The organism is Shewanella aestuarii, from assembly GCF_011765625.1.
GTDB classification, from domain to species: Bacteria; Pseudomonadota; Gammaproteobacteria; order Enterobacterales; family Shewanellaceae; genus Shewanella; species Shewanella aestuarii_A.
The window spans coordinates 3,936,029-3,952,758 of record NZ_CP050313.1; the positions used below are offsets into that span (position 1 = coordinate 3,936,029).

Sequence of the window (16,730 nt, forward strand, 5' to 3'; positions counted from 1 at the left end):
TCCTTTTTTACTTGTCAGTATTACTCACAGTCAACACTAGCAGCTTGGCAGCATACCTGCTGGTAAATAAGCATTTAAACTGGCTTTATCTAATAAGTCGACCGCATTTTCAATATCTGGGGCAAAATAGCGGTCTTGATCATAAAAGCTCACCACTTCACGTAATTCAGCTTTAGCACTCGCTACCGCAGCGGAAGGCTGTAACGGGGTTCTAAAATCTAGCCCTTGCGCCGCAGCTAACATCTCAATTGCCAACACGCCACGTGTATTCTCAGCCATGTCACGTAAGCGCCTGGCGGCAAAAGTCGCCATTGAAACATGGTCTTCCTGATTTGCCGATGTTGGTAAACTGTCAACCGATGCAGGGTGAGCATAGGTTTTGTTTTCTGATGCAAGTGCCGCAGCAGTAACCTGCGCAATCATAAAGCCTGAATTGACCCCGCCGTTATCCACTAAAAATGGCGGCAGTTTTGACAAGCTTGAATCAATTAACAAAGCGATTCTGCGCTCTGCAATCGCACCTAACTCGGCAATAGCAATGGCTAAATTGTCAGCCGCCATCGCGACAGGTTCAGCATGAAAGTTACCACCAGAGATAATATCGCCAGTGTCTTGGAAAACTAACGGGTTGTCTGTTACCCCATTGGCCTCAACGCCTAGCACTTCCGCAGCTTGACGAATTTGGGTTAAACACGCCCCCAACACTTGTGGCTGACAGCGCAAAGAGTATGGATCCTGTACTTTTTCACAGTTTGCATGGCTATCGCTTATTTGAGAGCTTTCACCGAGCAAATGACGGAAAATCGCTGCTGAATCAATTTGCCCTTGCTGACCACGAGCCGCATGAATACGAGGGTCAAATGGACTTCGACTACCCATTGCCGCCTCAACACTCATTGCTCCAATAACTGAACTCGCGGCAAACAAATCTTCGGCATTAAATAACCCTTCAAGCGCTAATGCCGTTGATGCCTGGGTACCATTTAGTAAGGCTAAACCTTCCTTTGCAGCTAGTTCAATGGGCTGTAAACCGGCAATTTCAAGCCCTTGTGCGGCCGATATAATTTGCCCTTGGTAACTCATCTCGCCCTCACCTAGTAACGGCAAACACATATGTGCTAATGGGGCTAAATCACCCGATGCGCCAACAGACCCCTTTTCAGGCACGCAGGGATAAACACCCGCATTAACCAGTTGGATCAGAAAGTTAATCACCTCTAAACGAATCCCCGAGAAACCTCGGCTAAGGGAGTTAATTTTTAACACCATCATTAAACGCACCGTGGCATCTTGCATGTACTGCCCGATACCAGCCGCATGAGATAACACAATCGAACGCTGTAAAATTTGTAAGTCTTGTGGGGCAATTTTAGTGTTTGCCAATAAGCCAAAACCGGTATTAATACCGTAAACCGTACGGCCATCACGTAATACTTGCTGCACAATTTCAGCGCTTTGGTTTATCGACTCAATCGCTGAATCATCAAGATTTAACTGCACAGCTTGACGACTGATTTGACGAAGTTGTGCCAGCGTTAAAGTCCCTGGTGTAAGCGTAAAGGTTATTGCTGTCATGATTATGCTCCAACCATGGGTAAATCTAAGCCTTGTGTCTTGGCACAATCTTTAGCGATTTGGTAGCCCGCATCCGCATGGCGCATCACTCCGGTAGCAGGGTCATTCCATAACACGCGCTCAACACGCTTAGCGGCAGCATCAGAGCCGTCACACACAATCACCACACCTGAGTGCTGACTAAAGCCCATTCCAACGCCGCCACCATGGTGCAGTGACACCCATGTTGCGCCGCTAGCGGTATTGAGTAAAGCATTAAGCAATGGCCAATCAGACACGGCATCAGAGCCATCCATCATAGATTCTGTTTCACGATTAGGGCTGGCAACCGAGCCAGAATCTAAATGATCACGGCCAATCACCACTGGGGCAGATAACTCACCATTTTTAACCATTTGATTAAAAGCAGCCGCTAGACGGGCACGGTCTTTTAAGCCAACCCAACAAATACGAGCAGGCAGACCTTGGAAGGCAATCCGCTCACGCGCCATATCTAACCAGTTATGTAAGTGCTTATCATCAGGGATTAACTCTTTCACCTTGGCATCCGTTTTATAAATATCTTCAGGATCACCTGATAATGCGACCCAACGGAATGGACCAATGCCTTCGCAAAACAGCGGGCGAATATAAGCAGGCACAAAGCCAGGGAAGTCAAATGCGTTTTCAACCCCAACATCAAATGCCATTTGACGAATATTGTTGCCATAATCTAAGGTTGCTGCACCTCTGGCTTGTAAGGCCAACATGGCTTTAACCTGCACAGCCATTGAGGCTTTAGCAGCGTTAACTACCCCTGCTTCATCGGTTTTACGCATTTGCGCCGCTTGTGCCAGCGTCCAACCTTGTGGCAAATAACCATTAAGTGGATCATGAGCTGAAGTTTGATCTGTGACCACATCAGGCGTAATGCCACGTTCTACTAACTCGCTAAAAATATCAGCCGCATTGGCCAGCAAGCCTACAGATACTGGTTTGCCTTCTTTTTTAGCGTGCTCAAGCATGGCTAACGCTTCATCTAAACTAGTGGCTTTTTTGTCAACATAGCGGGTGCGTAATCTGAAATCGATACGAGTTTCATCCACCTCGCAAGCCAATACTGAAAAGCCCGCCATGGTGCCCGCTAAAGGCTGCGCGCCACCCATACCGCCTAAACCGCCCGTTAATACCCATTTACCTTGAGCTACACCATCAAAGTGCTGTTTAGCAACAGATACAAAGGTTTCGTAAGTGCCCTGTACAATGCCTTGGGTACCGATATAAATCCATGAACCCGCCGTCATTTGGCCATACATTGCCAAACCTTGCTTATCGAGTTCATTAAAGTGTTCCCAATTGGCCCAGTGCGGCACTAAATTAGAGTTAGCAATTAATACCCTTGGCGCATCTGCATGAGTGCGAAACACACCAACTGGTTTACCTGATTGCACTAATAACGTTTCGTCATCTTCAAGACGTTGCAGCACTTCGATAATTTTGTCATAACACTGCCAATCACGTGCTGCGCGGCCGATACCACCGTAAACCACTAAATCTTCTGGGCGCTCAGCAACATCTGGATGTAAGTTATTCATGAGCATGCGCATTGGCGCTTCAGTTAACCAACTTTTACAGCTGAGTTTACTGCCATGTGGGGCAATAATACGGCGGCTTGGGTCGTGTCGATTATTCATACTTTCCTCTTCAACCTTAGCGGTTTTTGTTATATTTAGATGGATTGTGTTGTTGAGTTAATCTTTTGTTTTAAATAAATTTATGGATATAAATATGTATATTATCCCTTAAAGGTTAAATGGCCACCTAACCTGAATTTACTACCCGGATGCACCAAGCGGGCAAAACTCACCACCCCAAGCTTTGACCAAGTACGGCGAATAATTTGCAAGCAAGGTTCGCTGGCGTTGATCCCTAAACGCTGCTGAATTTGCTCATTGGCCACAATGGCCTCAACGGTATGTCGCGCCTCAGTTAGTGGGGCAACTAGGGATAAATACTCGTGGGGAGTTTGTTGGCTAAAATCTTGTTTAAGGTAATCTGGCACCAGCTTAGGGTTAACAAAACGTTCTTCTACCTGTAACGGTAAGCCCTGCTCACAATGCACTAGTACGGAATAAAATACTTGGCTGCCGATATCGAGCCCTAAGGCAATTGCAATTGGTGCGCTCGCCTCGACAGCCGCTAACTCCAATTGTTTAACACTATAGCCATGGCCACGCTCTTTAATTTCATCAGCAATATTTCGAATAGTCAGTAAAGATGATTGCGATTTTAGCCCTGCGACAAATGTGCCTAACCCTTGGGTGCGCTCTAAAATTCCCGCTTCAACTAACTCGGTTAATGCGCGTCTCGCGGTCATGCGGCTACAATGAAACAGTTCAGTTAATTGATTTTCAGAGGGCACACGGGCGTTTTCTTGCCATTGCCCTGACTCAATGTGAGCAAGAATAAACTGTTTGATCTGGGCAAACTTTGCTAATGCCATCGTTAAAAAACCAATCACTGTTGCTGAATATTTGTGTTTTATCCTAGCTTGTATATACAAGCCTTATCAAGTAATGTTTAGTTAATTTATTTATCAAACTGAATCAAAGGTATTTGCAATGAGTTGGGATCACGTTTGGATTGATGTGAACATTGCCACCATGGATAGCAAGGTTGCTGCACCTTATGGCGCAATAACCAATGCAGCCATTGCCGTAAAAAACGGCCAAATTGCATGGTTAGGCCCGCGTAGCGAACTGCCTGACTTTGATGTGCTAGCGACCCCTGTTTATCGCGGCTATCAAAAATGGCTCACTCCCGGCTTAATAGATGCCCACACCCATTTGGTTTATGCCGGTAATCGTGCCAACGAATTTGAAATGCGTTTACAAGGTGCAAGTTATCAAGACATAGCCAATGCTGGCGGCGGTATTATCTCAACAGTAAAAGCGTGTAGAGAAGCCGACGAAGCTGAGCTATTTAATTTAGCCCGCAAGCGTTTGAATGCTTTAGCGAAAGAAGGCGTGACCACGGTTGAGATAAAATCGGGTTATGGGTTAGATACGGCAACTGAACTAAAAATGCTCCGTGTTGCGCGGGAGTTAGGTAAACATCACCATGTTGAGGTACAAACCACCTTTTTGGGCGCACATGCTATTGCCGCAGAATATAAACACAATCCAGATGCCTATGTTGACTTGGTTATCAACGACATGTTACCAGCTGTAATGAAAGAAAATCTTGCCGATGCTGTCGATGTATTTTGTGAAGGGATAGCCTTTAATCTTGAACAAACAGAGCGAGTGTTGCAGGCGGCTAAGCGTGCTGGGCTGCCAATTAAATTACACGCTGAACAATTATCTAATATTGGCGCAAGCGAGCTGGCAGCCAAACTTGGCGCGCTATCGGTCGATCATATAGAGTTTTTAGACGAAGCTGGCGTTAAGGCCATTAGTCAAAGTGGTACCTGTGCTGTATTGCTGCCGGGGGCGTTTTACTTTTTACGGGAAACAAAATTGCCACCCATTGATTTATTACGCCAATATCAAGTGCCCATGGTGATCGCCAGTGATATTAACCCAGGATCATCGCCTATTTGCTCAACACTGTTGATGCTCAATATGGCATGTACCTTATTCAGGTTAACCCCAGAAGAAGCCTTAAAAGGCGTTACCATCAATGCCGCTAAAGCCTTAGGCATCGAGCACAAGGTTGGCAGCTTGGCGATAGGTAAACAAGCTGATTTTTGTTTATGGGATATTCACTCACCCGCAGAGTTAGCTTATGCCTACGGTGTTAATCCATGCGAGCAAGTGATCAAATCAGGCAGAATCATACAGCAGTAATCATTGTGGTTAATCACCTTTCGCGACGACTTTCTAATACACAAAAAATCGCCAATTATGGCGATTTTTAACTTTCAAAAGCGCGGGCTATTTATCGGTTAACTCATTGATAGGCAGCCAATTCACTTTAACGCCAGCTTGTAAAAACATATCTTGACTGATTTTAATTTTATCCCCCCATCGAGACAAAAAGTCTTCACTTTGCTCAGGACAAAACACTCCAGTGATCCCAGTTTGAATAATTTTGGCTGCACAGTTTGGACACGGAAAATGGGTCACCCAAATATCACAGCCATCAAGATCACGCTTAGCAAATAGAATGGCGTTTTCTTCTGCATGTAAGGTTTTCAGTAGCTTCATCTCACGGTCATCGGTTTCTGCACTATCTGAAATCCCATGGGGATAACCATTAAAACCCACCGACACAATGCGATTATGTTTAGTGATCACCGCGCCAACTTGAGTCGAAGGATCTTTACTCCATGACCCCACCAGTTCAGCCATTTGAAAAAATCGTTTTGCCCATTTTAAAATCATAATGACAATCCTAAATTAAACCCACTAAAACAAGGTAACTAACTGATACGTTTTATCTTATAACTTAACTCAATCAGGTTAACTTATCAGCATTATTTTACTGAATACTCCAACAGCAACTTATTTCAGTGACAATAAATCAGCCCTTGAATCGATCACAACTGCAAGTTAATCACTGGCTAATTGATGTGTTTCAACGCAAAAAACATCGAAATAGCGCCACAAATATTTCTTTCTTGACTGTTTGGGACTAGCCTTGATGACCAATGTAGCTTAGGATCAGGCCATTAGTTTCGCTTCACCTTGGAGTCACAAAGCATTATGAGTATTCGAGCAATCATTGTTGATACAGCAGGCACAACAACCGATCTGAATTTTATTCAAGATGTCCTTTTTCCATATTCAAAAAGAGTTATTGGCGAGTTTCTTGAAAAAAATCAAAACAATGCATTAGTTGATTACTGTATTAGTGATGTAAAAGACATTGCCCTTGAGCCCGATGCCTCGTTACCACGCGTGATTGAAATTCTTAGCCAATGGATTGATGAAGACCGTAAAGTCACCCCATTAAAAACCCTACAGGGGTTAATTTGGAAGCAAGGTTACAACCAAGCAGAATTTAAGGGCCATATTTACCCTGACTTTATTGATAGCATTGATGAAATACTGGCAGCTAACATCCGTATTTATAGCTTTTCATCAGGCTCGGTTGATGCGCAAAAATTATTGTTTAGTCACTCAGATGCAGGCGACTTAACCCCTAAATTCAGCGGTCACTTTGATACCCGCACCGGTAACAAGTTAGATAAACAAGCCTACAGTAATATTTGCAACACCATCAGTTTAAAGCCAAAGCAAATGCTGTTTATCTCTGATGTGATTGAAGAACTAAAAGCAGCTGATGCCGCAGGCCTACTTACCGCCCAAATGGTACGTAACCCTGATCAAAAAACCGCTAAATTTAAAGTAATTACTAGCTTTAACGAGTTAGAATTTAATTAATATTCAAGACAATTACGCATAAGAAACGGCATCATGGATGTCGTTTTTTTGTCTTCAAATGCCAAGGCGACCAACACAGCAAAGTGACTATGACGAGGCTTACATTCCACTTGCTGCTGTAGTCCTAGCCGCCTTAGCATCAAGGGGAAACGCCGCTGATACACATTGACGTACGGTAAAACGGTATCCCATAGTAGTATTCGCGTCGGGCAAGACTTCTAAGATCTCATAATCATTTAATTCCACCACATGGGCATCGGGGTGTTTTTCACAACGAGATCGGCTATCCGCCTCAAAATAAAATGCAAATAACGCCACAGCCTTACGCACCCCATTAACATAGTTATCATGTAACTGCTGATAATCATCAGCGGTAACATCATCCTCAATTGTCGGATCAACACTAGCATCGGCATTCAGCGATGGCTCAGTCTTTAAGGTATCGGACTTAGTTTGGGATGAGTTTTCTTTCAAGGCCCCCAAACCCGTTTGCTTAACTTGCGCTTGCTTTTTGGCTTGTGCGGCAGCAATTTGTGCTAGCAGTTCATTAGAGGTTTCTTCGGCTCCGGGGACTTGTTTGTCAACCCATTGTTGAGCGATTTGCTGGATCTCGGCATCATCTTCCACCTTTACATCCAGACCAAGCAACATCCATACATGATAAAGCACCACCAGCGATAAGATTACCCGCACAATAAAGGTGGTGCGATGATAAGCGGGATGTTCAATTATCCGCTTAGGTTTAATACCTAAGGGTTTTAAAAGCTGAATAAAGATAAAGTAAAATGGCGCGCAAATCTGCACCATGGCCATAATAATGCCACTAACAATAATGCACCACGCTGGGATATACAGCAAAATGGCGAAGTTATGGGTATAGTTAAAATGGCTTGCCGAAACCCCAACCACCTCATTCACCACAGCACTGGCATTGGCCAATGCAAAGTTAGCAATGATGGCATAAAAAAGCAGTAATACCGCCTTACCCGCAAGGCTGTTCCATACCTTTTCAAACACAGGCCAAAACTCTAATAAAATGGCGATGACGCTGATCAATGCAACCAAAGCAAGAGATTGCTTTGTTACTAGCAACATTATCGCCACTAAATACAATTTTTGCGCAAATGAAAGCTTATCTCTAAACGCCTTAACCTTGTCGATAACGCGCTGCCACATTAATACGGGTAATGAGCTTGCCTCGGGTAGTTTGAACGCTTTAAGTCTTGCTAATACCATTTCAATCATCCTTGCTGACTTAAGTAAGGTAATACTAAAATTCAAAGATATACCAATAACATAGCCTGTTTTAACATCGGTTGTTAGCTTGTAGCATGCTTTTAACCGCTTTATGCGCGACAATCTTATTTAATTAACTGCAATCGAGAATGACCAATGACATCATTACCACAGTCACCAATAGTGCAACATCAAGCTGATTTAACACGCTTTAGCGTCAACAATGAAGCAATTCTGGAATATCATTTAACTGGTCACTCGGTTGATTTTCATCATACTTTTGTCCCGCCTAGCCTGCGAGGTCAAGGCATTGCTGAAAAATTAGTCCGTAGCGGATTAGCTTGGGCAAAAGCAGAACAGCTGACCATTAAGGCCAGCTGTAGTTATGTGCAGAAGTTCTTGAAAGATTAGCTACCGAGTTAGCTATTCACCGGTTAACGCTGCTAATTGTGCTTTGATCTCATCAGATAAGGGTTGGCTTTTTTTGGATTGGTAATCGTAATGCACCATAGTGGTTTTCGCTTCAGCGGTTTGTTTACCTTGCTGCCAGCAACTTTGAGCAATCTCAAAACTGCTGTTACCAATACGACTAATATGGGTTTTAATGGTCACCGTTTTGCCATAAAAAGTGGGTGCATTAAAGGCAATGGTAAAACCCGCAATAATCATGTTCCACTTAGTTAAATCTTGTCCGGGATTAACAATATCAAAGATAGGATCTCTCGCCGCCTCAAACCACACAGGGATCACTGTATTATTGATATGGCCTAAAGCATCGGTTTCACAAAATCGTGGCGTTAAATCGAGAAAAAACTGAGTATCAGACACAAAAAATTCCTTATTATTATTGTTTTCTGGGAGCATTACTAAAACTAATAACACCCACGAGCCATATTCATTACGCCATTCTAAAGCAGCCTAGCAATATCATCAAAGCCGTGTTTATCACACAACCACTTTTGTGTGTTGGTGATAATGCAACCTAACGCAGTCACTTCAGGCGATGTTTATACAAAAAACCTCCTCTCACGCAAAGTGAGAAGAGGTGAAGTACTCGCTTACTTGCCGAGTAAAACGGCCTAATAAGTCTTTCCATACATGGCATTAATCTCACGCATGTACTTGGCGTAGATATTTTTTCTGCGCAGCTTCATCGTTGGGGTGATCAAACCTGATTCGGTTGAAAACGCTTCTGGCAATAGGGTGAACTTTTTGATTTTTTCAAAACCAGCTAGCTCATGCTGCAATTCCTTTAAGCGCTGCTCAAAATGTTCTACAACTTGGCTATGACGCAGAAGATCAATTTGATTTTCGACCTTAATGCCCTTCTCTTTTGCCCAAAGCTCTAACGACTCAAAGGCGGGAACAATCAAGGCCGACACGTAATTACGCGCATCTGCCACAATCGCGACTTGCTCGACAAAAGGACAACAATTAATCTTGCCTTCAACCCGTTGCGGCGCAATATACTTACCGTTTGAGGTTTTCATTAACTCTTTAATTCGGTCAGTAATATATAAATTACCTTGGGCATCTATCATGCCGGCATCACCGGTTTTTAACCAACCATCTTCAAAGGCTTCTGCAGTATCTTGTGGGCGGTTATAGTAACCACGCATAACCGTTTCACCACGAACTAAAATTTCGTTGTTATCACCAATTTTCACTTCCATTGCATGCAATGGCTTACCATTTGACCCCGGCACACGATTACTTAAGGTATTACAAGTCACAGTGGCGCAAGTTTCTGTCATGCCGTAACCCGATAAAATTGGTACACCAATACTGTGAAAGAAACCTCCAACATTCACATCAAGGGCCGCGCCGCCCACAGGCATAAACTTTAAGCGTCCACCCAATACATTTTGTAGCTTGCTGAACACAAGTTTGTGCGCCAGCTTCCACTGCACCGATAAGCCTAAGCTGGCTTTTTTGCGGCCTTGATTAACTTCAAATTGGCGTGAACCGACACCTATTGCCCAGTTAAATAATTTTTGACGAATCGCAGGAGCTGTTTGCACCTTGTCGTGAACTGCACTGTACACTTTTTCTAAAAAGCGTGGTACCACACATAAAGTATGTGGCTTAACTGCGGCAATGGCTTCTTTTACTCTGTTGGTGTCATTTAAATAAACATTATGGCCACCACGGCATAGAACGTAGAAGCTCCAGCCACGCTCAAACACATGGCTTAAGGGTAAAAAGGCCAAAGAGACATCACCGGCTTGAAAAGCAATTTCGGCATCGTGCTGCTCAACCATTGAAGCCATATTACGATAATCTAACATGACGCCTTTAGGATCGCCCGTGGTGCCCGAGGTATAAATAAGGGTAAGCAAATCATCAAGACTTGTTTGCGATAAGCGCTGAGCTAACTCTTGCTCGCTAATTGGGGTTGCATTTGCGGCTAAAAGGTCATCAAAATGGTAATGCTGATCAGAACAAAGTTCTACTTGACGGTCAAACACGATGACCTGCTCAACAGTAGGACACTGAGCTTGAATCTTACACGCCGTAGCATATTGATTGGCATCACCGGCAAAAATGATTTTTGCTTGAGCATCATTAACAATAAATACAGCTTGTTCTAATGGGCTAGTCGGATAAACCGGCACAACAACACTACGAGCTTTTAAAGCGCCAATATCTGCGCAGCTCCATTGCGGGCTATTTTGCGCCACAATCACCACTTTATCTTGCACCTGCAAACCAAAGTCAATTAACAGCTGTGCGACTTTGTTGGTTATAGCATCAAACTGCTTCCAAGAAACGGTATTCCATGGCGCAGCCATTTCAAAACCTTCAAGGGCAACTTTTTCGCCCAAAACATGGCTTTGCTGCTGCAAAAGTCTAACGATATGATAATTTTCTAGGGACATGGCTTAATACCTTTTAGCTTACAGGTGTACTGCTTTTTATCGCATTCTACCTGAAGCAATATCAAACCATAAGAGTTTTTGCTCTATCCCTGTGCTTTAGATCACTTTTTACACGGTGATAAACACAATTAGCGATCAACAACACCTTCATTACACAAACGTTTTTTACTCTACATTAACAACCCGATATCGATAATGGTCAAAATGCTTGCTTGCACTTCATAAGATCCTGTTCTGTTCGACCACTTTGAACCGCTAGGTGGATAATCATGTTAACCTTTCGATATTGATAAAAATGCATGATAATGCAAACAGTTAAACCATGGCCCACAGAGCATTAACACGCTAAAGACATTGATGCCCTCATGCTTATACAAAGACAAATGCAACAAGGAACCGATAACATGAACAACAGGAAGTTATCTTCAATGCGCGGCGAAAAACGCCTCAAGCGATTGAAAGCATATTTAGCTTTAACCAAATTCCGTGCAATCGCTAGCCTTGTGTTTGGCATCGCAATCACACCTGCGGCAATGGCAAGTGATACAGCCCCCACAACAGAGGTGGAACAAGCTACAGCAGTCAAAGAAGCGCCAACACAAGCCAGCGCCCTTCAAACTAATGCTACTGTTAATGCCACCGCGCCAGTAACTAAAACCCAAACATGTTATTTAGAGGGGATGGCAGAGCAACTTCAATGCGGCAAAATCGCTGTGGCTGAAAACCCTGAAAAGCCCGAAGGGAAACAGATTGATATTCACTTTGCAATTTTACCTGCGATTAAAGACACTCATCCTCAAGAAGCCTTATTAGCGATTGCTGGCGGCCCGGGTCAATCAGCCATAGAGCACGCAGCAGGCTTTGATAAGTTACTCAGCAAAGTACGTGAACAACGAGATATTTTACTTATTGACCAACGCGGAACCGGTCAATCGAATATATTAAATTGCGAGGATGATAGCCTCATATCGCCACTTGAATTTAACGATGATTCAATTGACATCATCGCTGAAACTGAAAAGTGTCTCGCCTCAATTGATGTTGATATTGCGCAATATGACAGCCAAACCGCATTAACGGATTTCGAAGCCGTACGCCAATATTTAGGTTATGAAAAATTACATGTTTATGGTGTGTCTTATGGCACCCGCATGGCTCAGCTTTATATGCGCCATTATCCACAAGCGCTAGCAACCGTCACGCTAGATGGCGTAGTGCCAATGCAACAAAGCGTTATAGCCATTGGTAGCGCCATTGAACGCGGCTTTGAATTACTCATGCGTGATTGCAGCAACAATGCAGCCTGTCAGCAACAATTTCCTAATTTATTGGCTGACTTTACTCAAGTGAATGACGCATTAGCGAAAAAGCCCGTTAAACAAAGTGTGCGTGATCCTCTAACTAATCAGCCCAGCACCTTCTTATTAACCCGTAGTAAATTTACCGGTGCCATTCGTATGGCCTTATACACGCCCGTTGTACGAGCACTATTACCTCACGCCATTCATCAAGCCGCTCAAGGCGATTATCAACCCATTTTAGGTATTTACGCTTTAGCCGCTGACGGAGCGGGTTTAGCCATGGGAATGCATGCTTCAGTAGTATGTGCTGAAGATATTCACCGCATATCAGATCAAATGCGCCAAGATGCTAAAGACTCATACGTGAGTGCCAATATGATTGAAGGCTTAGAAAAAACCTGTGAGGTATGGCAAGTGCCACCTGTGGACGACAGCTTTAGCCAACCAATCAGCAGCAATATTCCAACCTTATTATTATCGGGCGAGTTAGATCCTGCCACCCCACCTAACTGGGGGCGCTGGCCGAAAAAGAACTCACTAACGCGAAACATTTCATTTCACCGTTCGCGACCCATGGCGTAGCGGCGCAGACTTGCGCCAATGATTTAATTGCAGATTTAGTTAACAGTGGCAGCGTGAAAAAACTCGATCCAAGTTGCTTACAAAAAGATGTGCGCCGCAGCTTTTATTTAAATGCCAATTCCGTTGAACCTATCGCCACCCCAGTTGACACCACGGACAGTGCCACCAGCACAGATAAGGAATAATCATGATATCAGTTACCCATTTATCAAAAAAAATTGGTGAAGTGCAGGCGCTAAACGATCTAAGTTTCACCGCTCAAGATGGTCATATCACGGGACTACTTGGCCCTAATGGTGCGGGCAAAACCACCTGTTTACGCACCTTATTTGGTTTACTTAAGCCCGATGAGGGCATCGCTGAAGTTGACGGCATCAATGTTGCTGAAAAACCGATTGAAGCTAAACAACAGTTAGGCTTATTTCCTGATCCATTTGGATTATATGAACGCCTAACGCCAAGAGAGTACATTCAGTTTTTTGCAGAGCTTAGCGGCATGTCGGCTAAAAATGCCAAACAGGCTACTGAAAATGTCATTGCGCAACTTAATTTAGGCGATATTAGTGATCGACGTTGCAAAGGTTTTTCACAAGGTCAACGAATGAAAACCGCGTTAGCCCAGGCCATTGTGCATCAACCAACCAATATTATTTTAGATGAACCCACTCGCGGGCTAGATGTTATGAGCACCCGTTTATTACGCGATATATTGCTCGATCTTAAAGCGCGGGGTCACTGTGTATTGTTTTCAAGCCATGTTATGCAGGAAGTTGCGGCGCTGTGTGATCACGTTATAGTGATGGCTAACGGCCAAGTGGTTGCCACAGGCAGTCCTGACGAGCTTTGCCAACAAACTGGTGAAACCTCATTGGAAGAGGCATTTATAAAACTAATCGGAACTGACGAAGGGATTGCAGCCTAATGAAAAAGATATTCGCCATGGTGCGCAAAGAACTGATAGATGCTGCGCGCGACAAACGTTCGGTAATGGCCGGTTTATATTATGCTATCGGCACCCCACTGTTGATGTGCGGCATGTTTATGGTATTGATTGGTCAACTATCAAGCCCTGAAGATCTCAATATCACCATCAATAAAGCCCACAACGCCCCAGACTTAGTACGCTACCTTGGGCGCAACGGTATCAACGCCGCGGATGCAAGTGATCCCAATCAAGATGTAAAAGCCATTAGCCTAACCATCAGCGATGATTATGCCGAAAATATGGCTAAAGCCAAGCCGGCGGAAATTATTGTAGAAGCTGATAATTCGGATGAAAAACTCCAAAACTCCATTCGCCGTTTACAGCGTGAATTACAGGCCTACAGCAGCGAAATGGGCAGTTTGCGTCTCATTGCCCGTGGTATTAACCCACAAGTGATGCAACCTCTTAAAGTAAATATGAAAGATCAAGCCACCCCAGATTCAAAAGGCGGCATGATTTTAGGTATTGCCATTTTCACCATGATTTATTCGGTGTTTATTTCTGGCATGAACCTCGCTATTGATACCAGTGCGGGTGAGCGAGAGCGTAACTCATTGGCATTAATGCTAAGTCATCCCATTAGTACTGGTCAGTTGGTCTTGGGCAAAGTGATTGCCGTCACCACTTTTGCCTTATTGGGGTTGGTTTTAATTCTATTGATTTCCAAAATTGCTTACGCCTTTGTACCTTGGCAAGAGTTAGGCTTTAGCATCAATATTTCAACCGACTTTATGGGGCTCATGTTACTAGTCGGTATTCCTGTGGCATTGTTGGCGTCAACACTACAGCTGTTTGTGTCATTTATGGCAAAAACCTTTAAGGAAGCGCAGTCTTATTTAACCATGGTGTTATTTGTGCCATTAGCGTTATCAATGGCTGCCAGTTACAACATTGCTCCCGAAGCATTACAGTGGTTGCCAGTCTCTGGTCAGCAGCAAGCTTTAATGGATTTTATCAAGGGTAAAGACATCCCCATGCTGCAATTAGTGGTGTCATCTGTCGCAACGGTCGTGATTTCATTAGGCTTGATGTTTAGCTTAGAAAAATCACTTAAAAGTGAAAAAGTAGTCTTTGGACTATAACTAAGTTAACCGCCTTAATCGCTAAACCTACGGAGTCATATCCGTAGGTTTTTTATTAAATTCAACTAGCTTAACCTGATTTCTGCCCGCTTTTTTAGCCAAATAAAGCTGCTCATCTGCCAGTTTCAGAAAGTCGTTAAAACGATAGGCTTTGTCGCTCGTTTGAGCTGAAATGATCACCCCACCAGCACTAATCGTTAACCATTGCTTATCTGGCAAGGTGTTGGCAATTTTATTGCTCTCAACTTTAGCACGCAAGCTTTCAGCCATTTTACCGACAAGCAATGGGTCATCGAACAGTGCAATAACACAAAACTCTTCGCCACCATAACGGGCAACAAAAACGCGATCATCCTGAAACTCGGTAGCGGTTTGCTGTAAGTTTTTGGCGACCGTTTTAAGCGCTTCATCACCCGCTAAATGTCCTTGTGTGTCGTTAAAGTGCTTAAAATGATCCACATCAATCATTATCACGCTAAAACCCACGGCCAAGTCTTGCCAATTTGAGATTGTTTTATTGCCAAATGCTTCTAAACCACGGCGATTAGCAATGCCAGTTAAAGCATCTTGCACGGTTAAGGTTTCTAAATAATTTTGCTGAGCATTAAATTTATTCAATAGCTGATTAAACGAATGCGAAACACTGACCAATTCTTTAATAAAATATTCTGAAGGCACTTTATTAATGTAGTTATTTTCAGGCAAAGATTTAATCGATTCATTAAATTGATTAATTGGCTCAGTTAACAAAAGCGATAAGACTTGCATTCCTAACGCCACAATCAAACCCAAAAACAAGAAGATCAGCAAAACTGTAGTCAAAGGTAATTGGTTAGCGGCAAACTTTTTGTGATAAATGGTTAATAAAAGCTGCTGTTGGTCAAAAGGATCTACTAGCACCCATGTATGACTTTTGGCCATAACACTGATGGGTTTAGCGGTAAAAAACTCTTCAAATGTAGCCATGCTATTTGGATCGACCGGCAACAAAGAAAAATTAACCAAAGAAAACCGACTTAACTCGTCAACCAGCTTTTCAGTGACTAACCTAACCATAGTCAAACTACCAGCAACCTCACCCACCCCACTTGAAGGCACAATGGTATGATTACTGTAAAAAACCAGCTGCCCAGCTACCACAATATATCCACTTCTTTCTGATACTTTCTGCAATGCTATGTCTGCTTGGCTAGGTAAAATGGCCAAATCAACATCACCTTGGCGAATAGTTGCCTTTACCCCTTTTAGCACTTCATTCTGATATTTCCAAACCAGTTGTCTATCAACATTATGAATAAAAACAGCATGAATATTAGTCGCTTCAAATGAACTCGATACCATATTTTCATGGATGAACTCATTGTTAGGGTTTTGCACATAACTCACCATTTCATCCCAAACCGCATAATCGAAAGACAAGCTAGACACCCCTTGCTTAGATAAAGCAAAGGCGGATTGCAGTAACTGATATTCTTGCTGCTGTTGATCAATAATTTCTGATTCTATGTTGGGCAAATAAACAATGTAATAAATCAGCATCAACAGCAGCATCAAACTTAACAGCAAAGATGACAATAGAGCTAATGAGAAACTTCTTAAGGTCATAAGACGCCATTCCACACCATAACCAAATTAAGTGTAGTACTAAATTATGATCACAATGGAATAACATGAACAATTGAAGCGAACTTGAGAGGCAAAAAATAACAAAGCCAATAAACCTA

The 16,730-nt window shown here is 43.3% G+C and carries 13 protein-coding genes and 1 pseudogene; 6 read left to right on the plus strand and 8 right to left on the minus strand.

Annotated features, from left to right (window positions below; all coding sequences use genetic code 11):
* Positions 1-36: 36 nt before the first annotated feature.
* The 3 genes from hutH to hutC all read right to left on the minus strand — a co-directional run bounded on the left by hutH (position 37) and on the right by hutC (position 4,057).
* Positions 37-1,575, minus strand: coding sequence for a histidine ammonia-lyase (gene hutH, locus HBH39_RS17105; protein WP_167679830.1), 1,539 nt, complete (start codon positions 1,573-1,575; stop codon positions 37-39).
* Between the two features lie 2 nt (positions 1,576-1,577).
* Positions 1,578-3,248, minus strand: a complete 1,671-nt coding sequence (gene hutU, locus HBH39_RS17110) for a urocanate hydratase (RefSeq protein ID WP_167679831.1) — start codon at positions 3,246-3,248, stop codon at positions 1,578-1,580.
* Positions 3,249-3,349: 101 nt separating this feature from the next.
* Positions 3,350-4,057 carry a histidine utilization repressor gene (gene hutC / locus HBH39_RS17115; RefSeq protein ID WP_167679832.1) on the minus strand — a complete coding sequence of 236 codons (708 nt, stop codon included), beginning with the start codon at positions 4,055-4,057 and terminating at the stop codon, positions 3,350-3,352.
* A 118-nt stretch (positions 4,058-4,175) separates the two neighbouring features.
* Here hutC and hutI point away from each other — a divergent pair, with 118 nt between their 5' ends.
* A complete protein-coding gene (hutI, locus tag HBH39_RS17120; protein WP_167679833.1) occupies positions 4,176-5,402 on the plus strand; it encodes an imidazolonepropionase in 1,227 nt (408 codons plus the stop codon).
* Positions 5,403-5,489: 87 nt separating this feature from the next.
* Here hutI and HBH39_RS17125 read toward each other — a convergent pair whose 3' ends face one another.
* Complete coding sequence (locus HBH39_RS17125) at positions 5,490-5,939, minus strand: dCMP deaminase family protein (protein WP_167679834.1); 450 nt, start codon at positions 5,937-5,939, stop codon at positions 5,490-5,492.
* A 321-nt stretch (positions 5,940-6,260) separates the two neighbouring features.
* Between HBH39_RS17125 and mtnC the strand changes: the two genes are divergently transcribed.
* Entirely contained in the window at positions 6,261-6,941 is a 681-nt protein-coding gene (mtnC, locus tag HBH39_RS17130; protein ID WP_167679835.1) for an acireductone synthase, read from the plus strand.
* 99 nt (positions 6,942-7,040) lie between these two features.
* Here the strand turns inward: mtnC and HBH39_RS17135 are convergent, their stop codons facing one another.
* A complete protein-coding gene (locus tag HBH39_RS17135; protein WP_167679836.1) occupies positions 7,041-8,222 on the minus strand; it encodes a hypothetical protein in 1,182 nt (393 codons plus the stop codon).
* A 111-nt stretch (positions 8,223-8,333) separates the two neighbouring features.
* On the opposite strand from HBH39_RS17135, the gene HBH39_RS17140 reads away from it, so the two are divergent.
* The gene (locus tag HBH39_RS17140) at positions 8,334-8,588 is read left to right on the plus strand and encodes a GNAT family N-acetyltransferase (RefSeq protein WP_167679837.1); all 255 of its coding nucleotides are present in this window, start codon (positions 8,334-8,336) and stop codon (positions 8,586-8,588) included.
* Between the two features lie 12 nt (positions 8,589-8,600).
* Here the strand turns inward: HBH39_RS17140 and HBH39_RS17145 are convergent, their stop codons facing one another.
* Both HBH39_RS17145 and HBH39_RS17150 read right to left on the minus strand, forming a co-directional pair.
* Complete coding sequence (locus tag HBH39_RS17145) at positions 8,601-9,005, minus strand: acyl-CoA thioesterase (protein WP_167679838.1); 405 nt, start codon at positions 9,003-9,005, stop codon at positions 8,601-8,603.
* 251 nt (positions 9,006-9,256) lie between these two features.
* Positions 9,257-11,056 carry an AMP-dependent synthetase/ligase gene (locus HBH39_RS17150; RefSeq protein WP_167679839.1) on the minus strand — a complete coding sequence of 600 codons (1,800 nt, stop codon included), beginning with the start codon at positions 11,054-11,056 and terminating at the stop codon, positions 9,257-9,259.
* Between the two features lie 533 nt (positions 11,057-11,589).
* Between HBH39_RS17150 and HBH39_RS17155 the strand changes: the two are divergent.
* The 3 genes and pseudogenes from HBH39_RS17155 (at position 11,590) to HBH39_RS17165 (ending at position 15,006) form a co-directional block, all read left to right on the plus strand.
* Positions 11,590-13,124: pseudogene (locus tag HBH39_RS17155) on the plus strand (alpha/beta hydrolase).
* A 2-nt stretch (positions 13,125-13,126) separates the two neighbouring features.
* On the plus strand, positions 13,127-13,861 hold the full coding sequence (locus HBH39_RS17160; RefSeq protein ID WP_167679840.1) for an ABC transporter ATP-binding protein: 735 nt from the start codon (positions 13,127-13,129) through the stop codon (positions 13,859-13,861).
* Positions 13,861-15,006, plus strand: a complete 1,146-nt coding sequence (locus tag HBH39_RS17165) for an ABC transporter permease (RefSeq protein ID WP_167679841.1) — start codon at positions 13,861-13,863, stop codon at positions 15,004-15,006. The genes HBH39_RS17160 and HBH39_RS17165 overlap by 1 nt, the downstream gene beginning before the upstream one ends.
* 27 nt (positions 15,007-15,033) lie before the next feature.
* Here HBH39_RS17165 and HBH39_RS17170 read toward each other — a convergent pair whose 3' ends face one another.
* Positions 15,034-16,611 carry a diguanylate cyclase gene (locus tag HBH39_RS17170; protein ID WP_167679842.1) on the minus strand — a complete coding sequence of 526 codons (1,578 nt, stop codon included), beginning with the start codon at positions 16,609-16,611 and terminating at the stop codon, positions 15,034-15,036.
* Positions 16,612-16,730 lie beyond the last annotated feature (119 nt).